Here is a 19740-nt window from a genome sequence, read left to right as displayed (position 1 = left end):
TCATGGGTATAGCGCCTCCAGCTCTTTCCTGACTTTTTGATGATTTCCAATAGCTCTACTTATTTACGTAAACAAAGGAGAATGAAATGGAACCATTTGAAAGAAGAAGCCTCTATTGGGTGTTGGCTATTCTTGTCATTGTTATTGCGCCGTTCATTGTATTATTAACACCCGCTGTAGTGTCAGTTATAGTATTTGACGATCCTAATAAAATTGCTTTCATTTCATTTGGTAAAAGTTTACTGATGTACTCAATAGCATTTTTCATCGCTTTCTGTGCATTGCTGATCCTTTATTTCGTAAAAAATCTCATAAAAAAAATTTACATTATCATCATTTCTTTAATAAGTTTTTTTGCTATCTATTCAACTGGATTAAGTCATTATGTTTACTTAAATGAAAACTATATTGAGTACAACCCTCTATTTGGCAGTAAAGTAATCTACTCATGGTCCGAATTATCGGATGCAAGGCATATTTATCCCGACGGTGAATCAGTGGCGGATGAACATTTTATTTTCACTTTTAGTGATGGCTACGCTTTTCGTTTTAAGGCAACAGGTTCTTTGGATACTGCCGCTAAAAGTAGAATCTACACCAAGCTTCAATTATATAGCATCCCATTTATTGGGATTAGTTAACCAAATTAAAAACACCTTCGATTTAGACTGCGAAAACAGTACTCTTGGAATCGAAAGTGTTTTTTTACTATTAGTTTTGGCTTGCTGCCCTATTTCTGACCGTTCCAAATAGAACCCAGGAATATCTAAAGTTCCGTGTGAGCACTTCGACTGCAACGATGGAAAAAACGAGCCCCGATAAAAATAAACCTAAATTAAACAAGTGATACCACGGGCTTTCTATTGAGACCGGGATCATTCGGTAAAATAATAAAAACAATGGATGGATCAAATACACGCCAAAGGAAATATCACCAAGGTAGAGAAGGACTTCTCTTATTTTACTATTTATTTTTTCATAGATAATAAACGCGAAGCCAAAGTAAAATATTGCGGCAAAATACGTAAACGCATTCCATAACAATTCATAAACCATCGAATCATATGTCGCCAGACCTTCCCTTGTCAGATACATTGCATATACATAATAAAACCCCGAGACGAGCCACAAAGCGCTCAGTATATATCTTTTATTTGTGTTCAAAAATGTTTTGAACTGTTCAAGATATACGCCTAGGTATATGCCCAAAAAATAATAGGACATATAAGAAAGGGAAATACTTCCTTTAAATGTAATATTGAAGTAAAAATGATTCAACAAAACAAACGTCCATTGGATTACCAGTCCTATTAACAATGAATATCTTGAAACCCATTTATACTTTTGGACCAAAAAAAGAACCAGAGGAAAGATTAGATAAAATTGTATACTTATAAAAACAAAGTATAGATGTGTGTACGCCTTCCCTGTTAATACTTTTTTTGTGAATATAATCATGGCTTCCAATAATCCATAATCGTAATAAAGGTGTACGGTTAAGGCAAAATAAATGATGGAAAAAATAAGGTACGGGATGACCACAAATACAAATCGCTTCTTATAAAAGTTAAATAGCATTTTTTTTGTTATTTCACGGTTTGTATAATTATAAAATAAAACAAAGCTGCTTAAGAATATAAACGTTGGCGTCCCATATTTGAAAAAAGTATTTAAAAAGTTGTAAAAGGCATAGCTTCTGCTCGCTGTCGGTAATTCAACCGTAATAAATGAAGTTGAATGAACCAAAAGCACCCCAAGGATCGCTATCGCTCGTACAATGGTTATTTCATTTAATCTTTCTTTTTGTATCATCTTCAAGACCTCACAATTCTAATCTACTACTCTACAAAAAACCAATCAGCAACCTCTAGATGCTTGGCCTGCAATAATGGCTCTAGTCGAAAGCTTGCGCTCATGAACCTCATTATTCGTGACAAACCTTAAACAAACCTTAAAGATCAGTTTGTATTTTCGGTTTTCTACTAAGTTACCTTTCACTTCCCTAAAAGATAAAATAAAAAACACGTAAGGAAATACATCTGTTTTCCTACGTGTTTTCTAGATGGCTATAAATGCGGTTGCATAGTTACCGAATTACGGTGATGTTGAATGCCCCTCTTATGGCAAAGTAGACACTTGGTAATTTGCATGCTTAAAGGAAGCCTGGTAGCAGTATTAGTACCTTGGGGAATAACAAAAAACGTGCAGAAAAATATTCATTTTTCTGCACGTTTTTATTATCAGCAATAAGCAAGTTTGCCAATTATTTTGAAGTGACCGGAATCATCAGAGACCGGCTTTTGCTTTTAATTGTCCAGCAATATCTGTATTTTCCCATGGAACATCTAGATCAGTACGGCCAAAGTGTCCATAAGCTGCTGTTTGTTTATAGATCGGTCTGCGCAAATCTAGCATTTTAATAATGCCTGCAGGGCGTAGGTCGAATAATTCGCTTACCCACTCCACCAATTGCTCTTCTTTCACAATGCCCGTTCCAAACGTGTCAATGGAAATTGAAACAGGTCGTGCAACGCCGATTGCATAAGCTAGTTGAACTTCAGCACGCTGTGCCAGACCCGCAGCAACGATATTTTTTGCTACGTATCTTGCGGCATAGGCAGCTGAGCGGTCTACTTTTGTAGCATCCTTACCAGAGAATGCTCCGCCACCGTGGCGGGCATAGCCACCATAAGTATCAACAATAATTTTACGACCTGTAAGCCCTGCATCACCTTTTGGACCACCAATCACAAAACGGCCGGTTGGGTTAATAAAGTACTTTGTGCCTGCATCGATCAAGTTTGCCGGAACCACTTCATTAATGACTTTTTCTTTTATATCCTCTTGAATTTGCTCTATTGTAACCTCTTCATCGTGTTGAGTGGATATAACAATCGTATCCACACGAACCGGCTGGTTTCTTTCATCATATTCAATTGTTACTTGTGTTTTGCCGTCCGGACGCAAATAAGAAAGTTCATTCGATTTCCGCACTTCCGTAAGGCGTCTCGCCAATCGATGCGCAAGACTTATAGGAAGCGGCATAAGTTCCGGTGTTTCGTTACACGCAAAACCGAACATCAAACCTTGGTCTCCCGCTCCAATAGCCTCAATATCCGCATCAGTCATTGAACCTTCACGCGCTTCCAGTGCTTGGTCCACTCCTAATGCGATGTCTGGAGACTGTTCACCAATAGCTACTAATACCGCCAAATTTTCTGCATCGAAACCATATTTTCCACGAGTGTAGCCAATCTCTGCCACAGTATCACGTACAATTCCTTTAATATCTACATATGTTGAAGTGGTAATTTCCCCTGCAACTAGAACCAACCCCGTTGTCACAGTTGTTTCACAAGCTACTCGAGCATTTGGATCTTCACGTAAAATTGCATCTAAAATCGCATCAGAAATTTGGTCACAAATTTTATCTGGATGCCCCTCTGTTACACTTTCTGATGTAAACAGTCGACGATTTGTCATTTCGTTTCCTCCTAGGTATATAGCAAGATTTCTCTTTGTTGATACGGTACTCTTTATCCATGTTAAAACCCGCTCTTCGTGAGTCCGGTAATTTTCAGCTGTTTTTCTTTATCTTGTCCATGTACCCCAATTCTTGATTATGGACAGAAAATTCGGGTACTTGTTTTATCGTTATGTATAAAACAGTTAGGAACAATCCGGACTTGCAATTGTCGCAGTACATAATATTAACTGTTTATTTTCTGAATACTGGACATATTAAAACTACATTCTAATGTTGAGACGGCCCTCTACACATACATGGATTTAGAAAGGCAGATAAAAATAAAAAGAAATGTTATCCTTATCATTGTGTTCTAATTTGAAAAAAAAATTCCCTTTACTCAAGTTAAGCCGCATGAGTAAAAGGAATTGTGGTTACATGACATTACCTTTCACTCTTATCGTTCAAGGGTATTCCCTTGCATCAGGTTGGCACCATCGCATTAAATGAATAATGCAGGTTGCCGGGTTTCATAGGGCCTTGACCCTCCACCATCTCGGGATAAGAGTATCCGTTCAAGTCTTCATCTTACGTAATGTATCGTTACTTGTCAATCAGTTTTAAATAAATCTATTAAAAATTTTATAATTTAAAAAATATTTTGCGATTAGTATAGACTAATTAATTCAATGTGTTATACTTTTTTTAAAAATATTCAAACCTCCCAGTTCTTAGGGAATTTTATAAAAAGGATGGTATTTAATCGATGAATTCAGTAGAAATTGCAAATGAGCTGAAGGAATTATTAAACGGCGAAAATATTAAAGTTCAATTATCCGTACCACAATTAGTGGAAAGAGCTACAGAACGTGGAGAAGCTACATTAACTGCTGAGGGTGCATTGAGTGCTGAAACAGGCAAATATACTGGTCGTTCTCCTAAAGATAAATATATCGTAGAAGAAGAAAGCACGAAAGACAAAATCGACTGGGGTAATGTCAACCGTCCGATTTCTGCTGAAGTGTTTGATAATCTATATGTAAAAGTTATCAATTATTTAAAAGAAAAAGAAGAGCTATTCGTATTCAAAGGGTATGCCGGTGCAGACAAAGAGTCTCAGCTGCAAATTCAAGTAATTAACGAATACGCATGGCACAACCTATTCTGTCATCAATTATTCATCCGCCCAACTAAAGAAGAGTTAGCTGTCCATAATGCAGAATTTACTATTGTATCGGCTCCAAACTTTAAAGCAGACCCAGCAGTGGATGGAACAGATTCTGAAACATTTATCATTGTTTCCCTAGAAAAGAAAATTATTTTAATCGGTGGAACTGAATATGCCGGCGAAATGAAAAAATCCATCTTCGGCATAATGAACTACTTATTGCCCGAGAACGGCATTTTCTCTATGCATTGCTCGGCAAACGTAGGTGAAGCTGGGGACGTTGCACTATTCTTTGGTTTATCCGGCACTGGTAAAACAACTTTGTCGGCGGACGCGAACCGTAAATTAATCGGTGATGACGAGCATGGTTGGTCAAACAACGGTGTATTCAACATTGAAGGTGGCTGCTATGCCAAAACGATCAATCTTTCTGCCGAAAAGGAGCCAGAAATTTATAATGCAATTCGTTTTGGAACAGTGTTAGAAAATGTAGTTGTAGACCCGGATTCCCGAATACCGGATTACGATGATGGTTCATTAACAGAAAATACACGTGCTGCCTACCCGATTCATTTTATTGATAATATCGTCATGCCTTCTGTTGCAGGCCATCCAAAAACAATCGTATTCTTAACTGCAGATGCGTTTGGGGTGCTGCCTCCTATCAGTAAATTAACAAAAGAACAGGCGATGTACCACTTCCTAAGTGGCTTCACATCTAAATTGGCAGGTACAGAACGCGGGGTTACATCTCCTGAACCTGTATTCTCAACTTGCTTCGGTTCACCATTCCTGCCTCTTCCAGCTACACGCTACGCTGAAATGCTGGGTGAGAAAATTGATGAACACGGCTCTCAAGTCTTCCTTGTCAACACTGGTTGGACTGGTGGAGAATACGGCGTCGGTTCTCGAATGAAGCTTTCTTATACACGTACAATGGTTCGAGCTGCAATCGATGGTAAGTTAAACAATGTAGAGACTACTCAGGATGCTATCTTTGGCTTGCACATCCCAACAGCTGTTGAAGGAGTACCAAGTGAAGTACTAGATCCTCGTGCTGCCTGGGCAGACAAAGAAGCTTATGATCAAAAGGCATCATTCCTGGCCAACCTATTCAAGGAAAACTTCAAAAAATTCTCCAATGTATCAGAAGAAATTCTGAAAAAAGGTGGACCATTAGCTTAAAATTTTGGCAAAATAAAAGCGGACTGTCTCTAAAAAGAGACGTCCGCTTTTCTTATTTCATTTTCATCCATTCAGATAGAGCTCTTACGGTTTGTCGGTTGATGTGTGGCGGATAGTAATGGGTTAAACCTGAAGAAAACCATGTTTCTACCTGTTTTTTTTCTTTTATTAAAGCCTGCTCCAGATCATAGCTTTGTTCAATACTAACATTCTCATCTTCTGTGCCATGAATAATAAGTACCGGAGCGTTAATCATCTGTGCTTTCAAGATTGGGTTTCTTTCGTCATACTTTTCTTGCTCTTTATTTGGAGAACCCCCGATAATCCTTTTTAACGTCCTCCTCATATCCACACGTTCCATGTACATGGATGTCACGTCTGATACACCGGCCCATGTGACAACGGATTTAATATCATCCCTTAAAATAGCCGTCCATAATGCCATCAACCCGCCTCGGGAAAAACCGAATAAATGCACTTCCTTTACATTGGCGAATGTCTTGAGCAGTTCTACACTATTTACTGCGTCAAATCGGTCGTCACCCGCCATTTCATCGCGGCCTTCGCCTCCTCGATTACCGCGGTAATACGGGGCAAAGACAACCAATCCCTGGCTTGCGAACTGCGCTATCCTTGATGGTCGCACCATCCCTATCGACTGAAGACCGCCGCGCAAATAAAGCAATGCTTCATACTGACCCTCTTTTTTCGGTTTCGCTAATAATCCTTTCACCCGAAGTCCTTGCGACCAATAAATGATCTCTTGCATGGTGACATTTGGATTTGGTGAAGGATATCCTCTGACCAATTCAATACTACCATTGTCTTTCATGATTCTTCACCTCCAGCAGCATCTTTTTCATGCCATCATCTTTCATATAGAAACTTAAAGAAGGATGATTCGCCAACTCTTCGGTAGTTAACCAAGTCATTCCCAATGTTTCATGTTCATGTATGAACTCATCAATTTTCACGACTCTTCCTGTAAAAACAGCTTTACAAAAAGGAGGTGTTTCATGAACAACGTAGTGGGCAAACCATTTCAAATCAGAAATTTGAACAGCTGTTTCTTCATAAACTTCACGAATTGCAGCATCTTCCAACGTTTCACCTACTTCTACTTTACCACCAGGAAATTCTATGCCTCTTTTTTTATTGATAGTACATAGCCATTTTCCTTTGTATAGTACGAACACCAGTACATGTTTGGGTTCAATTTCAAAAGAGTGGTGCTGATTAAAACTCAACTCACACTTATAACCGTTTTGATCGATAAAAGTAAACATCCCTAAGCCACTTCCTTTATAGTAATAGTCTAGCTAAGGGATGTTTTGGAATCAATGGAAATAAGGTAATTGTTCAACGAATTCTTTCGTGTGTTCATCACCAAACTCATGAATGAGAGCATAGATTTTCTTCATACGATTATCAATTTCATCATTTGATTCATCCAGGTGATATGGGATATAAGGTAAATGTGCTCGAACTATATTATCAAATTCCAAAGAATTTAACTGCAGAAATAATTTTTCAAATAAAAGTGCTTTCTGTTCTTCTAATTGCAACTTAAATTCACAAGGTAAGCCCAGTGGTAGATAACTGTAAGACTGATTAGCGACAGAAACATAAATTGTTGTTGTATCGATTGTGATCAACTCCTTTTCAAACAGTATGCAGCGAAAAAATCTGAACTATGCATCTTGAATCCTTACTGCATAAAACTGTATTAAAAAGACCCAAAACCATTCACATGGAAATTTTGGGTCAAGTTAATATAGCAATGTATGGTTATCGCTCCGAAGTACCAAGGAACGCAGATAGCATCCAAACATGTTTTTCAAAGCTTTGAGTCATAGCATTCAGCATATCTTCTGTTCGATCATCGCCTTCTTCTGCCGCTTGCTGCATAGCTTCTTTCAGGAAGCCCATAATGGTTTTGAAATCACTGATAGTTGTTTCAACCATCTCTTCCGTTGTTTCCGCGCCAGTTGCTTCTTTAATATGGGACATTTCCAAATGCTCCGCCAAAGTGGCAACCGGTTTACTGCCCTTTGTTAAAATACGTTCCGCAATTTCATCCAAATTCAATGTGACTTCATTATAGAACTCCTCGAATTTTGCATGGAGCGTAAAGAACGAAGGACCATTTACATACCAGTGATAATTATGAAGTTTTGTATAAAGTACTGATGAAGTTGCAACTAGTTCATTTAGAAGATCTACCAATGGTTTGTTTGCCATATTATCCACCTCTTTTTAAATTTTAACAATGAAACTTTATTTGCCTTTTTCAATTGATTCGACATAATTACTATAACCGTTATAAGTTCGTTTAAAACATTCCACTATATAAACTGCCTTATGATTGTTAGAAAAGCATGCACCCTTCGCTTTCTTGATTTATAATGATCAATAGAGGTAAGTCCTATTACTGCAACTATTTTATGGTTGTCTCATTATATTATGTTAAGTTTATATTTAAGAAATCGATAAAAAGTTTAAACAAAACCGGAGAATAGTGAGGAAATACATAGTGAAATATCCATTTATTTGGCTCATTAAATTTTATCGCCGCGTAATCTCCCCTGTTACCCCTCCGACATGCCGCTTTTATCCCACATGTTCTCAATACGGGCTAGAGGCATTCCAGAAACACGGAGCGATAAAGGGCTTTTACTTAACTACTAAAAGAATATTAAAATGCCAACCCTTTCACCCAGGCGGCTTTGACCCTGTTCCAGAAAAACGGCCTTCGAAGAAAAAATAATTCGAAGGCCTTTCATTATGCTTATAAGTAATTTTAAAAAATATTGATTTTCTAATTGTCTTTTTTCGCTTCTTCCTGTATTATTGAGAATGTTGAAAACGCAAATAGTAATAGTTACTATTTAGAAAGGTTTGATATCATTTGAAAAAATTATCTTTTTTACTATTGACCGCTGCTCTTTTCCTTGGATTGACAGCATGTAATAGCACAACAAATACAACGGCCAATAATGAGGCATCCACTACAAAAAAAGCACCCACTAATAAGGAAGAAGATTCCAACAAGATCGACATTTATACAACAGTTTATCCTTTAAGCTACTTTGCAGAGCGTATCGGTGGAGAGTACGTCAATGTTTCTTCCATCTATCCACCAGGTACAAATGAACATACATTTGAACCAACACAGGCAGATATGATGTCCCTGGCTGATGCCGACCTGTTTTTCTATATCGGTTTAGGTTTAGAGGGATTTGTTGAAAAGGCTAAAAATACTTTAGCGAATGAAAATGTAAAACTTGTTGCCACATCTGATGTTATTACAGACGACATGTTAAATGCTTCAGTGGAAGAAGAACACAGCCACGAGGAAGAAAATCATGAAGCCCACGACCATGAGGGTGAACATCACGATAGCCATGATGAAGAGGGGCATGAAGGACATAACCACGGCGATATCGATCCTCATGTTTGGCTATCCCCGATTATTGCGCAAAATTTAGCAGGAGCGATTAAAGATGAGCTTGTTGCCGCTCTTCCCGAACAAGAAGAATCGCTTAATGAAAACTATGACGAGTTGATTGGTGAATTGGAATCATTGGACCAACAGTTTGAACAAATGGCATCTGAAGCTAAATCAAAGACTTTCTTTGTTTCTCATGCATCATTTGGCTATATCGCCAAGCAATATGGGTTAGAGCAAATCGCCATTGCAGGAATCAATTCACAAAATGAGCCATCACAGAAAGAACTAACTGAAATTGTTGATCAAGCTGAAATGTTGCAGGTTTCATATATTTTATTTGAACAAAATGTATCTTCAAAGCTATCCGCGGTTATTCAGAATGAAGTCGGGGCCGATTCGCTTGAATTACATAATTTAAGCGTATTGACTGAAGAAGATATCAAAAATGGTGAGACATACTTCACTCTTATGGAAAAAAATATTGAAACTTTAAAACAAGCATTGAATAATTAATAACCAAAAAGGTTCCCCTCAATCATTTGAGGGGAACCTTTTTATTTACTTCAACAAATCTTTCAGTTTTCTTCTCATTAATTTATCCGAACCATTCCGAGGAAGCGCCGGTACAAAGTGGAAATGCTTAGGCACTTTATATTTCGCCAATCTTTCTGTACAGAACTGCATCAGCTCGGACTCCTCTGCATCCGATTTCAATACAATAAACGCTGCCGGAACTTGCCCCCATGTTTCGTCTGCCAAGGCACAGACACCTGCTTCTTGAACTGCCTCATGGCTCAAAAGGACATTTTCTATCTCGGCAGGGTAAATATTTTCCCCACCAGAAATAATTAAATCTGACCGACGATCCACCACAAACAAATAGCCCTCTTCATCTAAGTAACCAATATCGCCAGTATGTAACCAACCATCAGCCGTGGCACCCTTCTCTGAGAAATGCCCTATGTATCCCGGCGTCACATGTGGTCCACGGATTAAAATCTCTCCCATTTCCCTCGGCGACAAGGCTCCCGCTATTTTAATTTGATTAAAGAATAGTGGTTTCCCGGCAGAGCCTAATTTTCTTAATGCATCTTCATTTGATAAGGTAGCCGTTTGAGACGAGGTTTCTGTCATTCCATAAGTTTGGGAAACCTTCAATTTTAAGCGATGCGCCCGTTCAATATAATTTTCCGGAACAGGACCTCCACCAGCCAGGAGTAATTTAAACTTGGGGGAAGCTCTTAAACCTCTCTCTTCCAGTCCTTGTATCACACGCTGCAACATGACAGCTACCGCAGACATATGTGTGACTGTGCCATTTGCAATATCCTCGACAGCACCCTCCTCGTCGAATTTTTTATAAAGCTTCACAGCATTTCCATAAAGTAAAGAACGAACTAATATCGAAAAACCGCTAATATGAAATAATGGCACTGCACATAGCCATACATCCTCTTCTGTTAAGCCAATATTTAAAACAGAAGCCAAAGCGCTTGCTTGATGATTTCCGGCTGTCTGACGCACTCCCTTTGGATATCCCGTAGTACCGGATGTATACATGATGGAGATAGTTTGATCCAAAGACCATTCTTTTTCGATTTCGAATGGTTTTCTCATTGAACTTTCCACTTCAGAAAACAAAAGAGGTTTCTGGTGGTCAGGCAAAAGCGAATTATCCTCATCATCCACGAGTACTTTTTCAACTTGAGCATCTTTTATTTGATATTCCAGTTCGTGTTTCGATAACTTACGGTTTAACATTACCATTTCACATTGAAGGTGCATACAAGCATACATCATAAAAATGAGGCGTGGTTGACTGGGACCCATGATTGCCACACGCTCTTTCGGCTTGATGCCCAATGCGGTTAGCTGTTCTGCCCTTTCAATCGATATTTTTTTAAGTTTTTCAAAAGTCCAAATTTGGCCTTCAAAATTTAAGGCAGTTCGGTGAGGCGTTAATTGTGCACGCTGTAAAATCCAATTTGGATACATTGTCATTCCTCCAATTCTTGCACCCTTATTTTAACTCTAATTGGGAAATGGTCAAACTAAAAAGAAGAGGCTGATCGTTATAGAAGCCTCTTCTTAGTGAATAGAGCAAATGGTTAGGAAAAGTTGTATTCCGCCAATAGACATAATGATTATGAATAATTAATTTGGTATTGGTTTTTTCCTTTTTGCTTAACCTCGTAAAGGGCAACATCGGCACTTTTGAAATAATAAGTTTCACTTTTATACTTGTTCCTGCAAATGGTTGCACCAATACTGTTCGTGATGGCGATCGTATTTCTCCCTGCAACGATGTCCCTGGAAATTTCCTTTTGTAGTTTATGAATAACCGTTTTCACTTCTTCTACTTCCATGCAATTATAAAGAAGCACGATAAATTCATCGCCGCCAAGTCTTGCTGCTATCCCATGTTCTATTACTTGTTGAGTGCGATTGGCAACCTCCTGTATCACTTGGTCCCCAATTTCATGTCCCCAGCTGTCATTGATTTTCTTGAAATCATCAATATCAAATAAAATCAAAGTAAAGATTTGCCCTTTTATATTTAGTTTTTCAATCGATTCCCTCAAACGCTTTTCAAAATATCTTCGATTTGGCAAACCTGTTAAGGGATCATGATAAGCATAAAACTCTAACCTGTCCAGTTTTTCCTTTTGCGCCGAAATATCACTCACAACCAATACCATTTGCCTGAATTTGTTGTCATCATCATATACAGGAGTTCCCTTCACCTCAGCATAAACCCATCCTTTTTCTTTATGGAGAATCTTTATGACGATTCGGAAAGGTTTTCCTGTTTTCTTTGCATCAATATAACTCCGCTCCAAAAGCTCAGTGTCATCTGGATGATTATAGAAAAATGAATTGTTTTGCAGTAATTTTTCTACTGTTTTATTTTCCACTCCAAACATGTTCTTGCTTGAAGGAGAGACATATAGGTATTCTCTCTGTTCATTCATTAAAATAATGACATCTTGAACATTTTCAGCGATAATCTGGAAATTAAGTTCAGTTTCTCGAAATTTACTATCCAAAGAATCATACAGTGACATATCCTTGAATATTAAAAAAAATCCTTTTTTGAAATCGGATACATCAAGAGGAATGCATTTCACCAAACAATTGATCATGTTCCCGCTTCTCTGCAGTAATTGTATACGAGTTTCTGTCATAAGGCCGCTCAGGATATCTTGAAAATGGGCTTTAGCATGTTCTTTATTTTCTATAAGAGTAAGAATGGACTGATTTCTTAATTCATTTATGGAGTAACCACTAATGTTCTCGCTAGCAGCATTTCCATGATGAATTTCACCTGAATGATCAATAATGAATATGGCATCTGTATTCAACTTAAAAAGTAATTGATAATCAATGGATGAATCCTTTTTGGCGTTTTGGAAGTTAGGAGAATGTTTCATTTTTTCATCTCTCCTTAATACATATATATCACTAGTATTTAACTCGTTATCAACTCTATACACAAAAAAAAGCAAAAGAAGAATTACCTTCTCTTGCTTTTGTAGTGTTGTTAATCAAGGGAATCTTGGGAATTGACCGAAGTCCGGTTTACGTTTTTCTTTAAATGCATCGCGACCTTCTTTTGCTTCGTCGGATGTATAGTAAAGAAGAGTTGCATCTCCTGCCAATTGTTGTATACCTGCCAAGCCATCAGAATCCGCATTGAAAGCAGCTTTTAAGAAACGCAGTGCCATTGGTGACAATTCCAGAATCTCCTCACACCATTTAACCGTTTCGTCCTCTAATTGCTCCAACGGTACAACCGTATTGACTAATCCCATATCAAGCGCTTCTTGTGCATTGTATTGACGGCACAAGAACCAAATTTCACGCGCTTTCTTATGGCCAACGATACGCGCTAAGTAACCTGCACCGTAACCACCATCAAATGATCCCACACGAGGTCCTGTTTGACCGAAGCGAGCATTTTCAGCAGCGATAGTTAAGTCACATACGATATGGAGTACGTGACCTCCACCAATAGCATAACCAGCTACCATTGCAACTACAGGTTTTGGAATTTTACGGATTAATGTTTGAAGATCCAGTACATTCAAGCGTGGGATATTATCTTCTCCTACATATCCACCATGGCCACGTACTTTTTGATCTCCGCCCGAGCAGAATGCAAGTTCTCCTTCACCAGTCAAGATGATTACGCCAACTCGCTCATCATCACGAGCACGAGTGAATGCATCGATTAATTCTGCAGTAGTTTTTGGACGAAATGCATTGCGAACTTCCGGACGGTTAATCGTAATCTTCGCAATCCCGTTATACAATTCATACTTGATATCTTCGTAAGTATGTAAACTTGTCCATTCACGAGTCATTTTTATACCCCCTGTATTTGTTTCTATTATGCATTAAGATTTGGCCAATAGGTCTTCCTATTTTTTTAAGGAATGTTTCTATTTTTACGGCTGTAAGTTACATAGTCATGTTAACTTTTGAATCTTTATAGCATCCTTTACTATTGTAGCAAATTGCTCAGGATTTTCCACATGAATTGCATGACCAACATTTTTCACTATGGTGTGTTGGGCACTTGGTAACAATGCTTGCATTTCTCCCGCTATGTTGCAAAACTTCTCATCAAGATCCCCAGTTATTAATGTAACCGGCATACTCAATTGTTCCAAATAAGGCCAAAGGGAAGTTTGTGCACCTGTTCCCATTCTCCTTAAACTGTTGGCTAACCCGATTTCCGATTGTGCCAATCTCTCTTTTCTAACTTTCTGTTGAACGTCAGGAGGCAACCTTTTTTGACTTGCAAATAAAGGGATGTTCTCCCACTTGTTCACAAAGTCTTCGATGCCATATGTTTGAATTCGGTCAGCAAGACTTTCATCCGAGGATCGCCTTAGGGCACGCTCTCCTTCTGTTTTCAGACCAGGTGAGGCACTTTCCAAAATGAGTTGTGCAACTCGATCAGGATAAGATTTCGCATAAGATAATGCAACCCTTCCGCCCATAGAATAACCAAGTAATATCACTTTATGAAGATCAAGCTGTTGCAAGATTTCATTCAATTGCAAAATTTGCTCTTCCATTGTATAGGCTGCCGTTTCCAGTGGTGAACCTGTTTGACCATGTCCGATTAAATCAATTGCAACAATTCTGTAGTCGGTTATAGAGATTGCTACATCCTCCCAAGTTGCTGTACTACCGGTAAACCCATGAAGCATAACAATAGTTTGCTCTAAATCGCCATTCCAAATTCGAACATTTACATTCATTCCACGGGCCTGAAGGTTCATTGCTCCAACTCCTCATGGATATGCTGCCAAAGCTTTCGATGGCTTGCAACGTTTTGCTGCCGGTCCGTAAAAATTTCAATGAGGCGCAGAGGATTATTTTTTGGTTCCATTATTTTTTCGATCTCATTGAATTCCTGAATTCCGACATACTCCATTTCATACATTTTGGCAACATCCGAGAAAGTCAATGCGGTAGGAGTACCGAACAGATCCTCATAGTATTCCTTGACGGTCGATTGAGCGAGATAGGAGAATATTCCCCCGCCATCATTATTAAAGACAATGATATTGATTTTACAATGCTGGTATCGTGTTGCTATTAATGCGTTGACATCGTGCAGAAAGGCTAAATCACCAATCAATAAATACATTTCTCGATCTTTTCTCGCCTCACTGAAGCCGATAGCAGTGGATACCACTCCATCGATTCCATTGGCGCCCCGGTTGGCAAAAACTTGGATATCTTTTGTGGTTGGCAATAAGAAGGTGTCAATATCACGAATCGGCATACTACTGCTAACAAAAAGATCACTTTTGTCTGGTAAGTTTTCGATCAAGTAACGTACTGCCGCACCTTCATCTTGCTCAAATTCAAGGTATGAACAAATGTGTTTAACAGCAAGATCCTCACTTTGGCGCCAATGCCTTAAGTATTCTTCACTAAACACTGTATTATCTATATTTATTCTACTGATCCACTCCCCGATGGTTGCATGGATAAAATGAGTTGAAACAGCTGTTGAATCACGGAACATTGGATCTTCATCAACGACAATATAATTTGTTGGCAATGTTTCCATCAAGAAGTTCGTCAAGAATTTTGAAACCGGCTGCGCCCCAAAACGAATAACTGTATCGGCTACGACCTGCTGTTTAAAGATTGTGCTTCTTAATAGCGCGTCATATGTAGAAACAATGTATTGCCTGCAATCTGTTGGAACATTGGTTCTTAGATTTGACAGGCTTTCCACTAAGACTGGCCATTTCAATTTGCGAATAAATGCCCACACTTGCTCTAAGTCGATACCCAGGGCTAGTTCCCCCACAATGATAAACCCTCTTTTAGTTTGATTAATAATCGAAGTCAATATATCTTCTGCCTGTTCTGACGGTGCTATCCGTCCTACAAAGCTATTTTGAAATGTTTGTTTTGGCAGCTCCTCTTGAAAATCAATGAGTAAAGGCTCACGGAATGGCACATTAAAATGCACTGGTCCAAATGGGGCAGTTGTCGCTATACTGACACCTCTAGCTATATGGCGTTCTATGTAAGGCAATGTCATTTTCCCTTCATCCGGTATTGGAAACTCGGCACTCCACTTTACACGTTCACCGTAAAGGGATATTTGATTAATCGCTTGGGGCGCACCGACCTCACGCAACTCATGAGGCCGATCCGCAGTAATGACAATCAATGGTACCCGGGCGTATTTCGCCTCTACAATAGCAGGATAATAATTTGCGGCAGCAGTACCTGAAGTACAAAGAAGAACCACAGGATTTGCTTTTGCTTTTGCAATTCCAAGAGCAAAATAAGCTGCTGAGCGTTCATCTACTTGTCTGTAGATTGACATATTTTTCGTCGACGCAAATGCATACGCTAGGGGTGTTGATCTGGAACCCGGACTAATCACGACATCCTCTACGCCATTTTGCATAAGCGATGCAACCATTTTATATACATAGTTCGTTAATATTTCACGTTCATTCATGTAACTGTCCTCCTAAAGCGCGCAACATCGGACGGAATTTAACTAATGTCTCTTCGTACTCTGAGTTTGGTTCGGAATCGGCAACGATGCCTCCACCAGCATATAAGTAAGCTTTATTGTCCTTTAATGCCGCGGAACGAATAGCTACTGCAAATTCGCCATTTCCCTCTGCATCAATCCAGCCTAGTGGTGCGGCATATAATCCACGGTTCATCGCCTCATTATCACGAATGATTTTCATTGCTCCTTGACGTGGCACCCCTCCCAAAGCTGGTGTTGGATGAAGCAGTTTTACAAGTTGCAGGATGGTAGCGTCTTGTGACAACTTCCCTTCGACTGGTGTATATAAATGTTGAATATCACGTATTTTTAAAAGCTTTGGCTGTTTTGGTACAGTATATTGGATACAATTTTTTTCAAAGGTATTTGCAATCATTTCAACAACATATTGATGTTCTCCCAAATTTTTCGCATCGTTTAATAAGCTATCTCCGAGAAGCTTATCTTCTTCGGCAGTTTCGCCTCGTTTAATGGAACCCGCGACACAGGACGAGAAGGCTTTTCCATCTTCCACTTTCACCAATCGTTCGGGGGATGCGCCAAAAAACAGCAGATGTTCATGCTCCAAGCCAAATAAATAGCTCTCTGGCTGTTCATTTACCACATGCGATAATACTTGCGGCGAACTGACTTTATCCTCGAACTCCAGTTCAAGTGACCTCGCTATTACGACTTTCTCTGCTTCTTTGGCTTTAATTAAATTTGTAACAGTTGTAATAGTCTCCATATACTCTTTTTTATATGGTTCGCGATAATTCGTCATAGTCGGTTTTGTATAGGTTTTCAACTCTCTTACTTGCGCAGCATGAATTAATTGATCTCGCTCTTTCCGTAACAGTTCAAAGTCCCCAAGACTATCTTCTTTATCCGTAATCAAATGAATGCTGATATATGCTTTATCATTGCGTATGACTAGTTGATATGTAGCTACCGAAAAGAAGCTTTGCGGAAAGCCGTCCCATTCTCCTTTTTTGTCATCCTTGGGATCAAAGGTAAACCCGCCAAACAGAATCGGTTGAGGTTCTCTTTCTTCCTTAACAATGTTTTTCGTTAAAGCTTTCCATTGCTTTTCTATATAGTCAAAACGGTCATCGTCTTTATTATTTTCAATTTTAAACGCATGCCCAAGACCAACCAACGTAAATGTTTTTTCACGATTTTGCCAAAAAAAGCGTTGCCCCTTATAACATGATTCGCCAGCAGCAAAAAATGCTAAAGCAGATAATCTACTTACCTCTATCGTTTCAATATAGAAGGATAATCTTGAATTAATTGTTTCCACTTCTACTTCAGTGGTATATAACCACTTCTGATGCATCGAATTTCCCTCCATCAAAGGCAGTTATTTTACCTAGAAAACTTGGCTTAACTTTATGCCTTTTATTTGCTAATATAGTATTTTCTCCGCTAAAAATAGCGAGAGATTCGATTTTCCACTATATAATGAAAATGTTTATGTGTGTTTTTGGTTTACTTTATCTATTCTATCATATCACTTTTTTCACATATACCATATCGATATTGTTTCCTCATTTTCTTTTCTATCTATAATTACTGGGCAATTTAAACAATGAAAAAGCGAGAGCAATTACTCTCGCGCCAAGTTTTTATTATTTACAAACCGATTGAACCCTCGATGTGCCATCATAGAAACCTCTTCATAGGTAAAAGTTTTCAACAGGGCTCTAATAAAGTTTTCGTACTCCCCGGCATTTGCCAACTTTTCAATTGAATAATCCATCCCATCAAAATCAGAGCCAAATCCAATGTTCTGTATTCCAACGAGTGAGGCAATATGTTCTACATGTTTCACTAAATACCCGATGGACGTATGTTCTTTTCCATTTTCAATAAATGGCGGGTAAAAGACGACATGCATCCTGCCACCATGCTTCACTAATTCCTTGATTTGCGTATCCGTTAAGTTTCTCGAGTGGTCGCAAATAGCCCTGGCATTACTATGGCTGGCAATAAGTTTTTTGGCTAACGGCAGCAAATCAAAAAAACCCTGCTCATTCAAATGGGAAACGTCGACAATGATATCCCGTTCATTTAGCAATTGGACAACCTCTTTGGCAAAAGGTTTTAACCCTTTCAAAGGATCTTCGGAAGCACCAAATGCAACACCATTTTCATGATTCCATGTTAGACCAACCAATTTCACACCTGCATTCAGTATATGCTCCAACTTTTGTAGGTCTTCCCCGATGCAATCGCAGCCTTCTAGACTTAAAATGGCTCCAATTTGTCCTTCTTCCAGTTCGTTTAGTTGCGTCCATTCGGTTATGTGAACCATTTCTGGCTCGCATAACACTTTAGTATGGAAAGCTTCAATTTGTCGTACTGCGGCCAGGAATTTCTCATTTTCAGGAAGGTCTGCATGCACAAAGATTGCAAAAACCTGCACCTTAACATTTCCTGCTATCAACTTCTCCAAACTTGCACTTAATCTAGCATCATTTCGGAAATTCGCATTCTCCAGCCGCGTTAATTTATCTAAAACATCACAATGCAAATCAATAATATTCATGTATCCCCCACCAATTCAGAATAACTATATTGTATAAGATATGGTGGGATGAATTCCATATTTCTTGATGAAAAGAATATAGTTATTGAAATTGATCCCGTATAGTTGTTTCTTGATTATTTTGGTGGATCACTTCCTGTGGGACATCCTGTGGGCTATCGGATGAAGGAAATTCCCCAGAGCCATCCTCGAAGTCCACAGCTTTTAATGATTTATGTGTGAGCTCATTCATAATTTCCTCTTCCACCGGTCGAGTTTCCATGTCTACCTTCTCTTGGCTGTGCTCGACACAAGTTAGTGTTGTTGGGACCGCTTCCAGACGATCGAAAGGAATCTCTTCATGACAAACTTTACATTCACCATATGTGCCATTTTCCATTGCTTCCAAAGCTGCTTCAATTTTATCTATACTTTCTTGTTTAAAATCATCCATAGCATACTCCAGCAGCTGTGTTGTTAATTCAGTAGCATTGTCACCTGGATGGTTATCATAATTCGATAGTTCAGTGCGTTCAATATCATCATGCGTTTCAAGGCCTTCTTTTAAATCTTTCAGTTCTTCTAATAGTGTATCTTTTAATTGCTGCATTTCAGATTGTTTCATGTTGTTGTCCTCCTTTTTCCTATTATTTAAGGTTTCCTTTATTTAACTTTTTAAACATAGCAAAATTTGTACAACAAGTAAAAACAGTGTTGCTACCCGAGTAAAACATACAAAATTTCAAGATTTAATAAATCTTGAAATTTGTACGTTTTTCATCTTCCTACTTGGTGAGCCTTTAATGGTAATAGTAATTAATATCAAATTAAATATCTTAAGAAAATGAAAAAAATATCCTAAAAGTCAATAACCAACTTTTAGGATATTTTTCTCTTA

General features: G+C 38.6%; 18 protein-coding genes and 1 riboswitch. Of the genes, 4 read left to right on the top strand and 14 right to left on the bottom strand.

What is annotated here, in order from left to right; translation table 11 throughout:
* Positions 1–86: 86 nt before the first annotated feature.
* A complete protein-coding gene (locus CD33_RS01190; protein ID WP_036197371.1) occupies positions 87–641 on the top strand; it encodes a hypothetical protein in 555 nt (184 codons plus the stop codon).
* 70 nt (positions 642–711) lie between these two features.
* On the opposite strand, the gene CD33_RS01185 is transcribed toward CD33_RS01190, so the two are convergent.
* Both CD33_RS01185 and metK read right to left on the bottom strand, forming a co-directional pair.
* The gene (locus tag CD33_RS01185; protein ID WP_036197369.1) at positions 712–1812 is read right to left on the bottom strand and encodes an acyltransferase; all 1101 of its coding nucleotides are present in this window, start codon (positions 1810–1812) and stop codon (positions 712–714) included.
* Positions 1813–2286: 474 nt separating this feature from the next.
* Complete coding sequence (gene metK, locus CD33_RS01180) at positions 2287–3483, bottom strand: methionine adenosyltransferase (protein WP_036197368.1); 1197 nt, start codon at positions 3481–3483, stop codon at positions 2287–2289.
* 437 nt (positions 3484–3920) lie between these two features.
* Positions 3921–4034, bottom strand: a riboswitch (SAM riboswitch).
* A gap of 198 nt (positions 4035–4232) precedes the next feature.
* Here metK and pckA point away from each other — a divergent pair.
* The gene (pckA, locus tag CD33_RS01175) at positions 4233–5819 is read left to right on the top strand and encodes a phosphoenolpyruvate carboxykinase (ATP) (protein WP_036197366.1); all 1587 of its coding nucleotides are present in this window, start codon (positions 4233–4235) and stop codon (positions 5817–5819) included.
* A gap of 52 nt (positions 5820–5871) precedes the next feature.
* Here the strand turns inward: pckA and CD33_RS01170 are convergent, their stop codons facing one another.
* The 4 genes from CD33_RS01170 to CD33_RS01155 form a co-directional block, all read right to left on the bottom strand.
* Positions 5872–6651 (bottom strand): alpha/beta hydrolase family protein, encoded by a 780-nt coding sequence (locus tag CD33_RS01170; protein WP_036197365.1) that lies wholly within the window; start codon positions 6649–6651, stop codon positions 5872–5874.
* Positions 6635–7105 carry an NUDIX domain-containing protein gene (locus CD33_RS01165; RefSeq protein WP_036197363.1) on the bottom strand — a complete coding sequence of 157 codons (471 nt, stop codon included), beginning with the start codon at positions 7103–7105 and terminating at the stop codon, positions 6635–6637. Before CD33_RS01165 ends, CD33_RS01170 begins: the two co-directional genes overlap by 17 nt.
* A 51-nt stretch (positions 7106–7156) precedes the next feature.
* A complete protein-coding gene (locus CD33_RS01160; RefSeq protein WP_235863428.1) occupies positions 7157–7474 on the bottom strand; it encodes a transposase in 318 nt (105 codons plus the stop codon).
* 133 nt (positions 7475–7607) lie between these two features.
* Positions 7608–8060 carry a Dps family protein gene (locus CD33_RS01155; RefSeq protein WP_036197361.1) on the bottom strand — a complete coding sequence of 151 codons (453 nt, stop codon included), beginning with the start codon at positions 8058–8060 and terminating at the stop codon, positions 7608–7610.
* Between the two features lie 292 nt (positions 8061–8352).
* On the opposite strand from CD33_RS01155, the gene yidD reads away from it, so the two are divergent.
* Complete coding sequence (gene yidD, locus CD33_RS19705; protein ID WP_215490539.1) at positions 8353–8586, top strand: membrane protein insertion efficiency factor YidD; 234 nt, start codon at positions 8353–8355, stop codon at positions 8584–8586.
* 141 nt (positions 8587–8727) lie between these two features.
* Positions 8728–9783, top strand: a complete 1056-nt coding sequence (locus CD33_RS01150) for a metal ABC transporter solute-binding protein, Zn/Mn family (protein WP_036197359.1) — start codon at positions 8728–8730, stop codon at positions 9781–9783.
* Between the two features lie 45 nt (positions 9784–9828).
* Here the strand turns inward: CD33_RS01150 and CD33_RS01145 are convergent, their stop codons facing one another.
* The 8 genes from CD33_RS01145 to CD33_RS01110 form a co-directional block, all read right to left on the bottom strand.
* Positions 9829–11265, bottom strand: a complete 1437-nt coding sequence (locus tag CD33_RS01145; protein WP_036197356.1) for an o-succinylbenzoate--CoA ligase — start codon at positions 11263–11265, stop codon at positions 9829–9831.
* 149 nt (positions 11266–11414) lie between these two features.
* Positions 11415–12701 (bottom strand): sensor domain-containing diguanylate cyclase, encoded by a 1287-nt coding sequence (locus CD33_RS01140; protein ID WP_052129879.1) that lies wholly within the window; start codon positions 12699–12701, stop codon positions 11415–11417.
* Between the two features lie 114 nt (positions 12702–12815).
* Positions 12816–13634, bottom strand: coding sequence for a 1,4-dihydroxy-2-naphthoyl-CoA synthase (gene menB, locus CD33_RS01135; RefSeq protein ID WP_036197354.1), 819 nt, complete (start codon positions 13632–13634; stop codon positions 12816–12818).
* A 105-nt stretch (positions 13635–13739) separates the two neighbouring features.
* Positions 13740–14561 carry a 2-succinyl-6-hydroxy-2,4-cyclohexadiene-1-carboxylate synthase gene (gene menH / locus CD33_RS01130; protein WP_036197352.1) on the bottom strand — a complete coding sequence of 274 codons (822 nt, stop codon included), beginning with the start codon at positions 14559–14561 and terminating at the stop codon, positions 13740–13742.
* The gene (gene menD, locus CD33_RS01125) at positions 14558–16273 is read right to left on the bottom strand and encodes a 2-succinyl-5-enolpyruvyl-6-hydroxy-3-cyclohexene-1-carboxylic-acid synthase (protein ID WP_036197350.1); all 1716 of its coding nucleotides are present in this window, start codon (positions 16271–16273) and stop codon (positions 14558–14560) included. The genes menH and menD overlap by 4 nt, the downstream gene beginning before the upstream one ends.
* A complete protein-coding gene (locus tag CD33_RS01120) occupies positions 16266–17651 on the bottom strand; it encodes an isochorismate synthase (RefSeq protein WP_036197348.1) in 1386 nt (461 codons plus the stop codon). The genes menD and CD33_RS01120 overlap by 8 nt, the downstream gene beginning before the upstream one ends.
* A gap of 270 nt (positions 17652–17921) precedes the next feature.
* Entirely contained in the window at positions 17922–18863 is a 942-nt protein-coding gene (locus CD33_RS01115) for a dipeptidase (RefSeq protein WP_036197347.1), read from the bottom strand.
* A gap of 82 nt (positions 18864–18945) precedes the next feature.
* Positions 18946–19467 carry a TraR/DksA C4-type zinc finger protein gene (locus CD33_RS01110; protein ID WP_052129877.1) on the bottom strand — a complete coding sequence of 174 codons (522 nt, stop codon included), beginning with the start codon at positions 19465–19467 and terminating at the stop codon, positions 18946–18948.
* Between the last annotated feature and the right edge of the window lie 273 nt (positions 19468–19740).

Origin of the sequence: Ureibacillus sinduriensis BLB-1 = JCM 15800, from assembly GCF_000772955.1 — a bacterium.
GTDB lineage: Bacteria > Bacillota > Bacilli > Bacillales_A > Planococcaceae > Ureibacillus > Ureibacillus sinduriensis.
The sequence above is the reverse complement of the archived record's forward strand: the minus strand, read 5'-3'. Positions and strand labels throughout refer to the sequence as shown.

What these genes read in the sequence shown, in the direction of transcription:
- pckA (WP_036197366.1), top strand. Translation starts at nt 4,233, where the DNA reads ATGAATTCAGTAGAAATTGCAAATGAGCTGAAGGAATTATTAAACGGC.
- CD33_RS01155 (WP_036197361.1), bottom strand. Translation starts at nt 8,060, where the DNA reads ATGGCAAACAAACCATTGGTAGATCTTCTAAATGAACTAGTTGCAACT.
- CD33_RS01120 (WP_036197348.1), bottom strand. Translation starts at nt 17,651, where the DNA reads ATGCATCAGAAGTGGTTATATACCACTGAAGTAGAAGTGGAAACAATT.
- menD (WP_036197350.1), bottom strand. Translation starts at nt 16,273, where the DNA reads ATGAATGAACGTGAAATATTAACGAACTATGTATATAAAATGGTTGCA.
- CD33_RS01185 (WP_036197369.1), bottom strand. Translation starts at nt 1,812, where the DNA reads ATGATACAAAAAGAAAGATTAAATGAAATAACCATTGTACGAGCGATA.
- menH (WP_036197352.1), bottom strand. Translation starts at nt 14,561, where the DNA reads ATGAACCTTCAGGCCCGTGGAATGAATGTAAATGTTCGAATTTGGAAT.
- CD33_RS01190 (WP_036197371.1), top strand. Translation starts at nt 87, where the DNA reads ATGGAACCATTTGAAAGAAGAAGCCTCTATTGGGTGTTGGCTATTCTT.
- menB (WP_036197354.1), bottom strand. Translation starts at nt 13,634, where the DNA reads ATGACTCGTGAATGGACAAGTTTACATACTTACGAAGATATCAAGTAT.
- CD33_RS01115 (WP_036197347.1), bottom strand. Translation starts at nt 18,863, where the DNA reads ATGAATATTATTGATTTGCATTGTGATGTTTTAGATAAATTAACGCGG.
- CD33_RS01140 (WP_052129879.1), bottom strand. Translation starts at nt 12,701, where the DNA reads ATGAAACATTCTCCTAACTTCCAAAACGCCAAAAAGGATTCATCCATT.
- CD33_RS01110 (WP_052129877.1), bottom strand. Translation starts at nt 19,467, where the DNA reads ATGAAACAATCTGAAATGCAGCAATTAAAAGATACACTATTAGAAGAA.
- CD33_RS01170 (WP_036197365.1), bottom strand. Translation starts at nt 6,651, where the DNA reads ATGAAAGACAATGGTAGTATTGAATTGGTCAGAGGATATCCTTCACCA.
- CD33_RS01165 (WP_036197363.1), bottom strand. Translation starts at nt 7,105, where the DNA reads ATGTTTACTTTTATCGATCAAAACGGTTATAAGTGTGAGTTGAGTTTT.
- CD33_RS01145 (WP_036197356.1), bottom strand. Translation starts at nt 11,265, where the DNA reads ATGTATCCAAATTGGATTTTACAGCGTGCACAATTAACGCCTCACCGA.
- metK (WP_036197368.1), bottom strand. Translation starts at nt 3,483, where the DNA reads ATGACAAATCGTCGACTGTTTACATCAGAAAGTGTAACAGAGGGGCAT.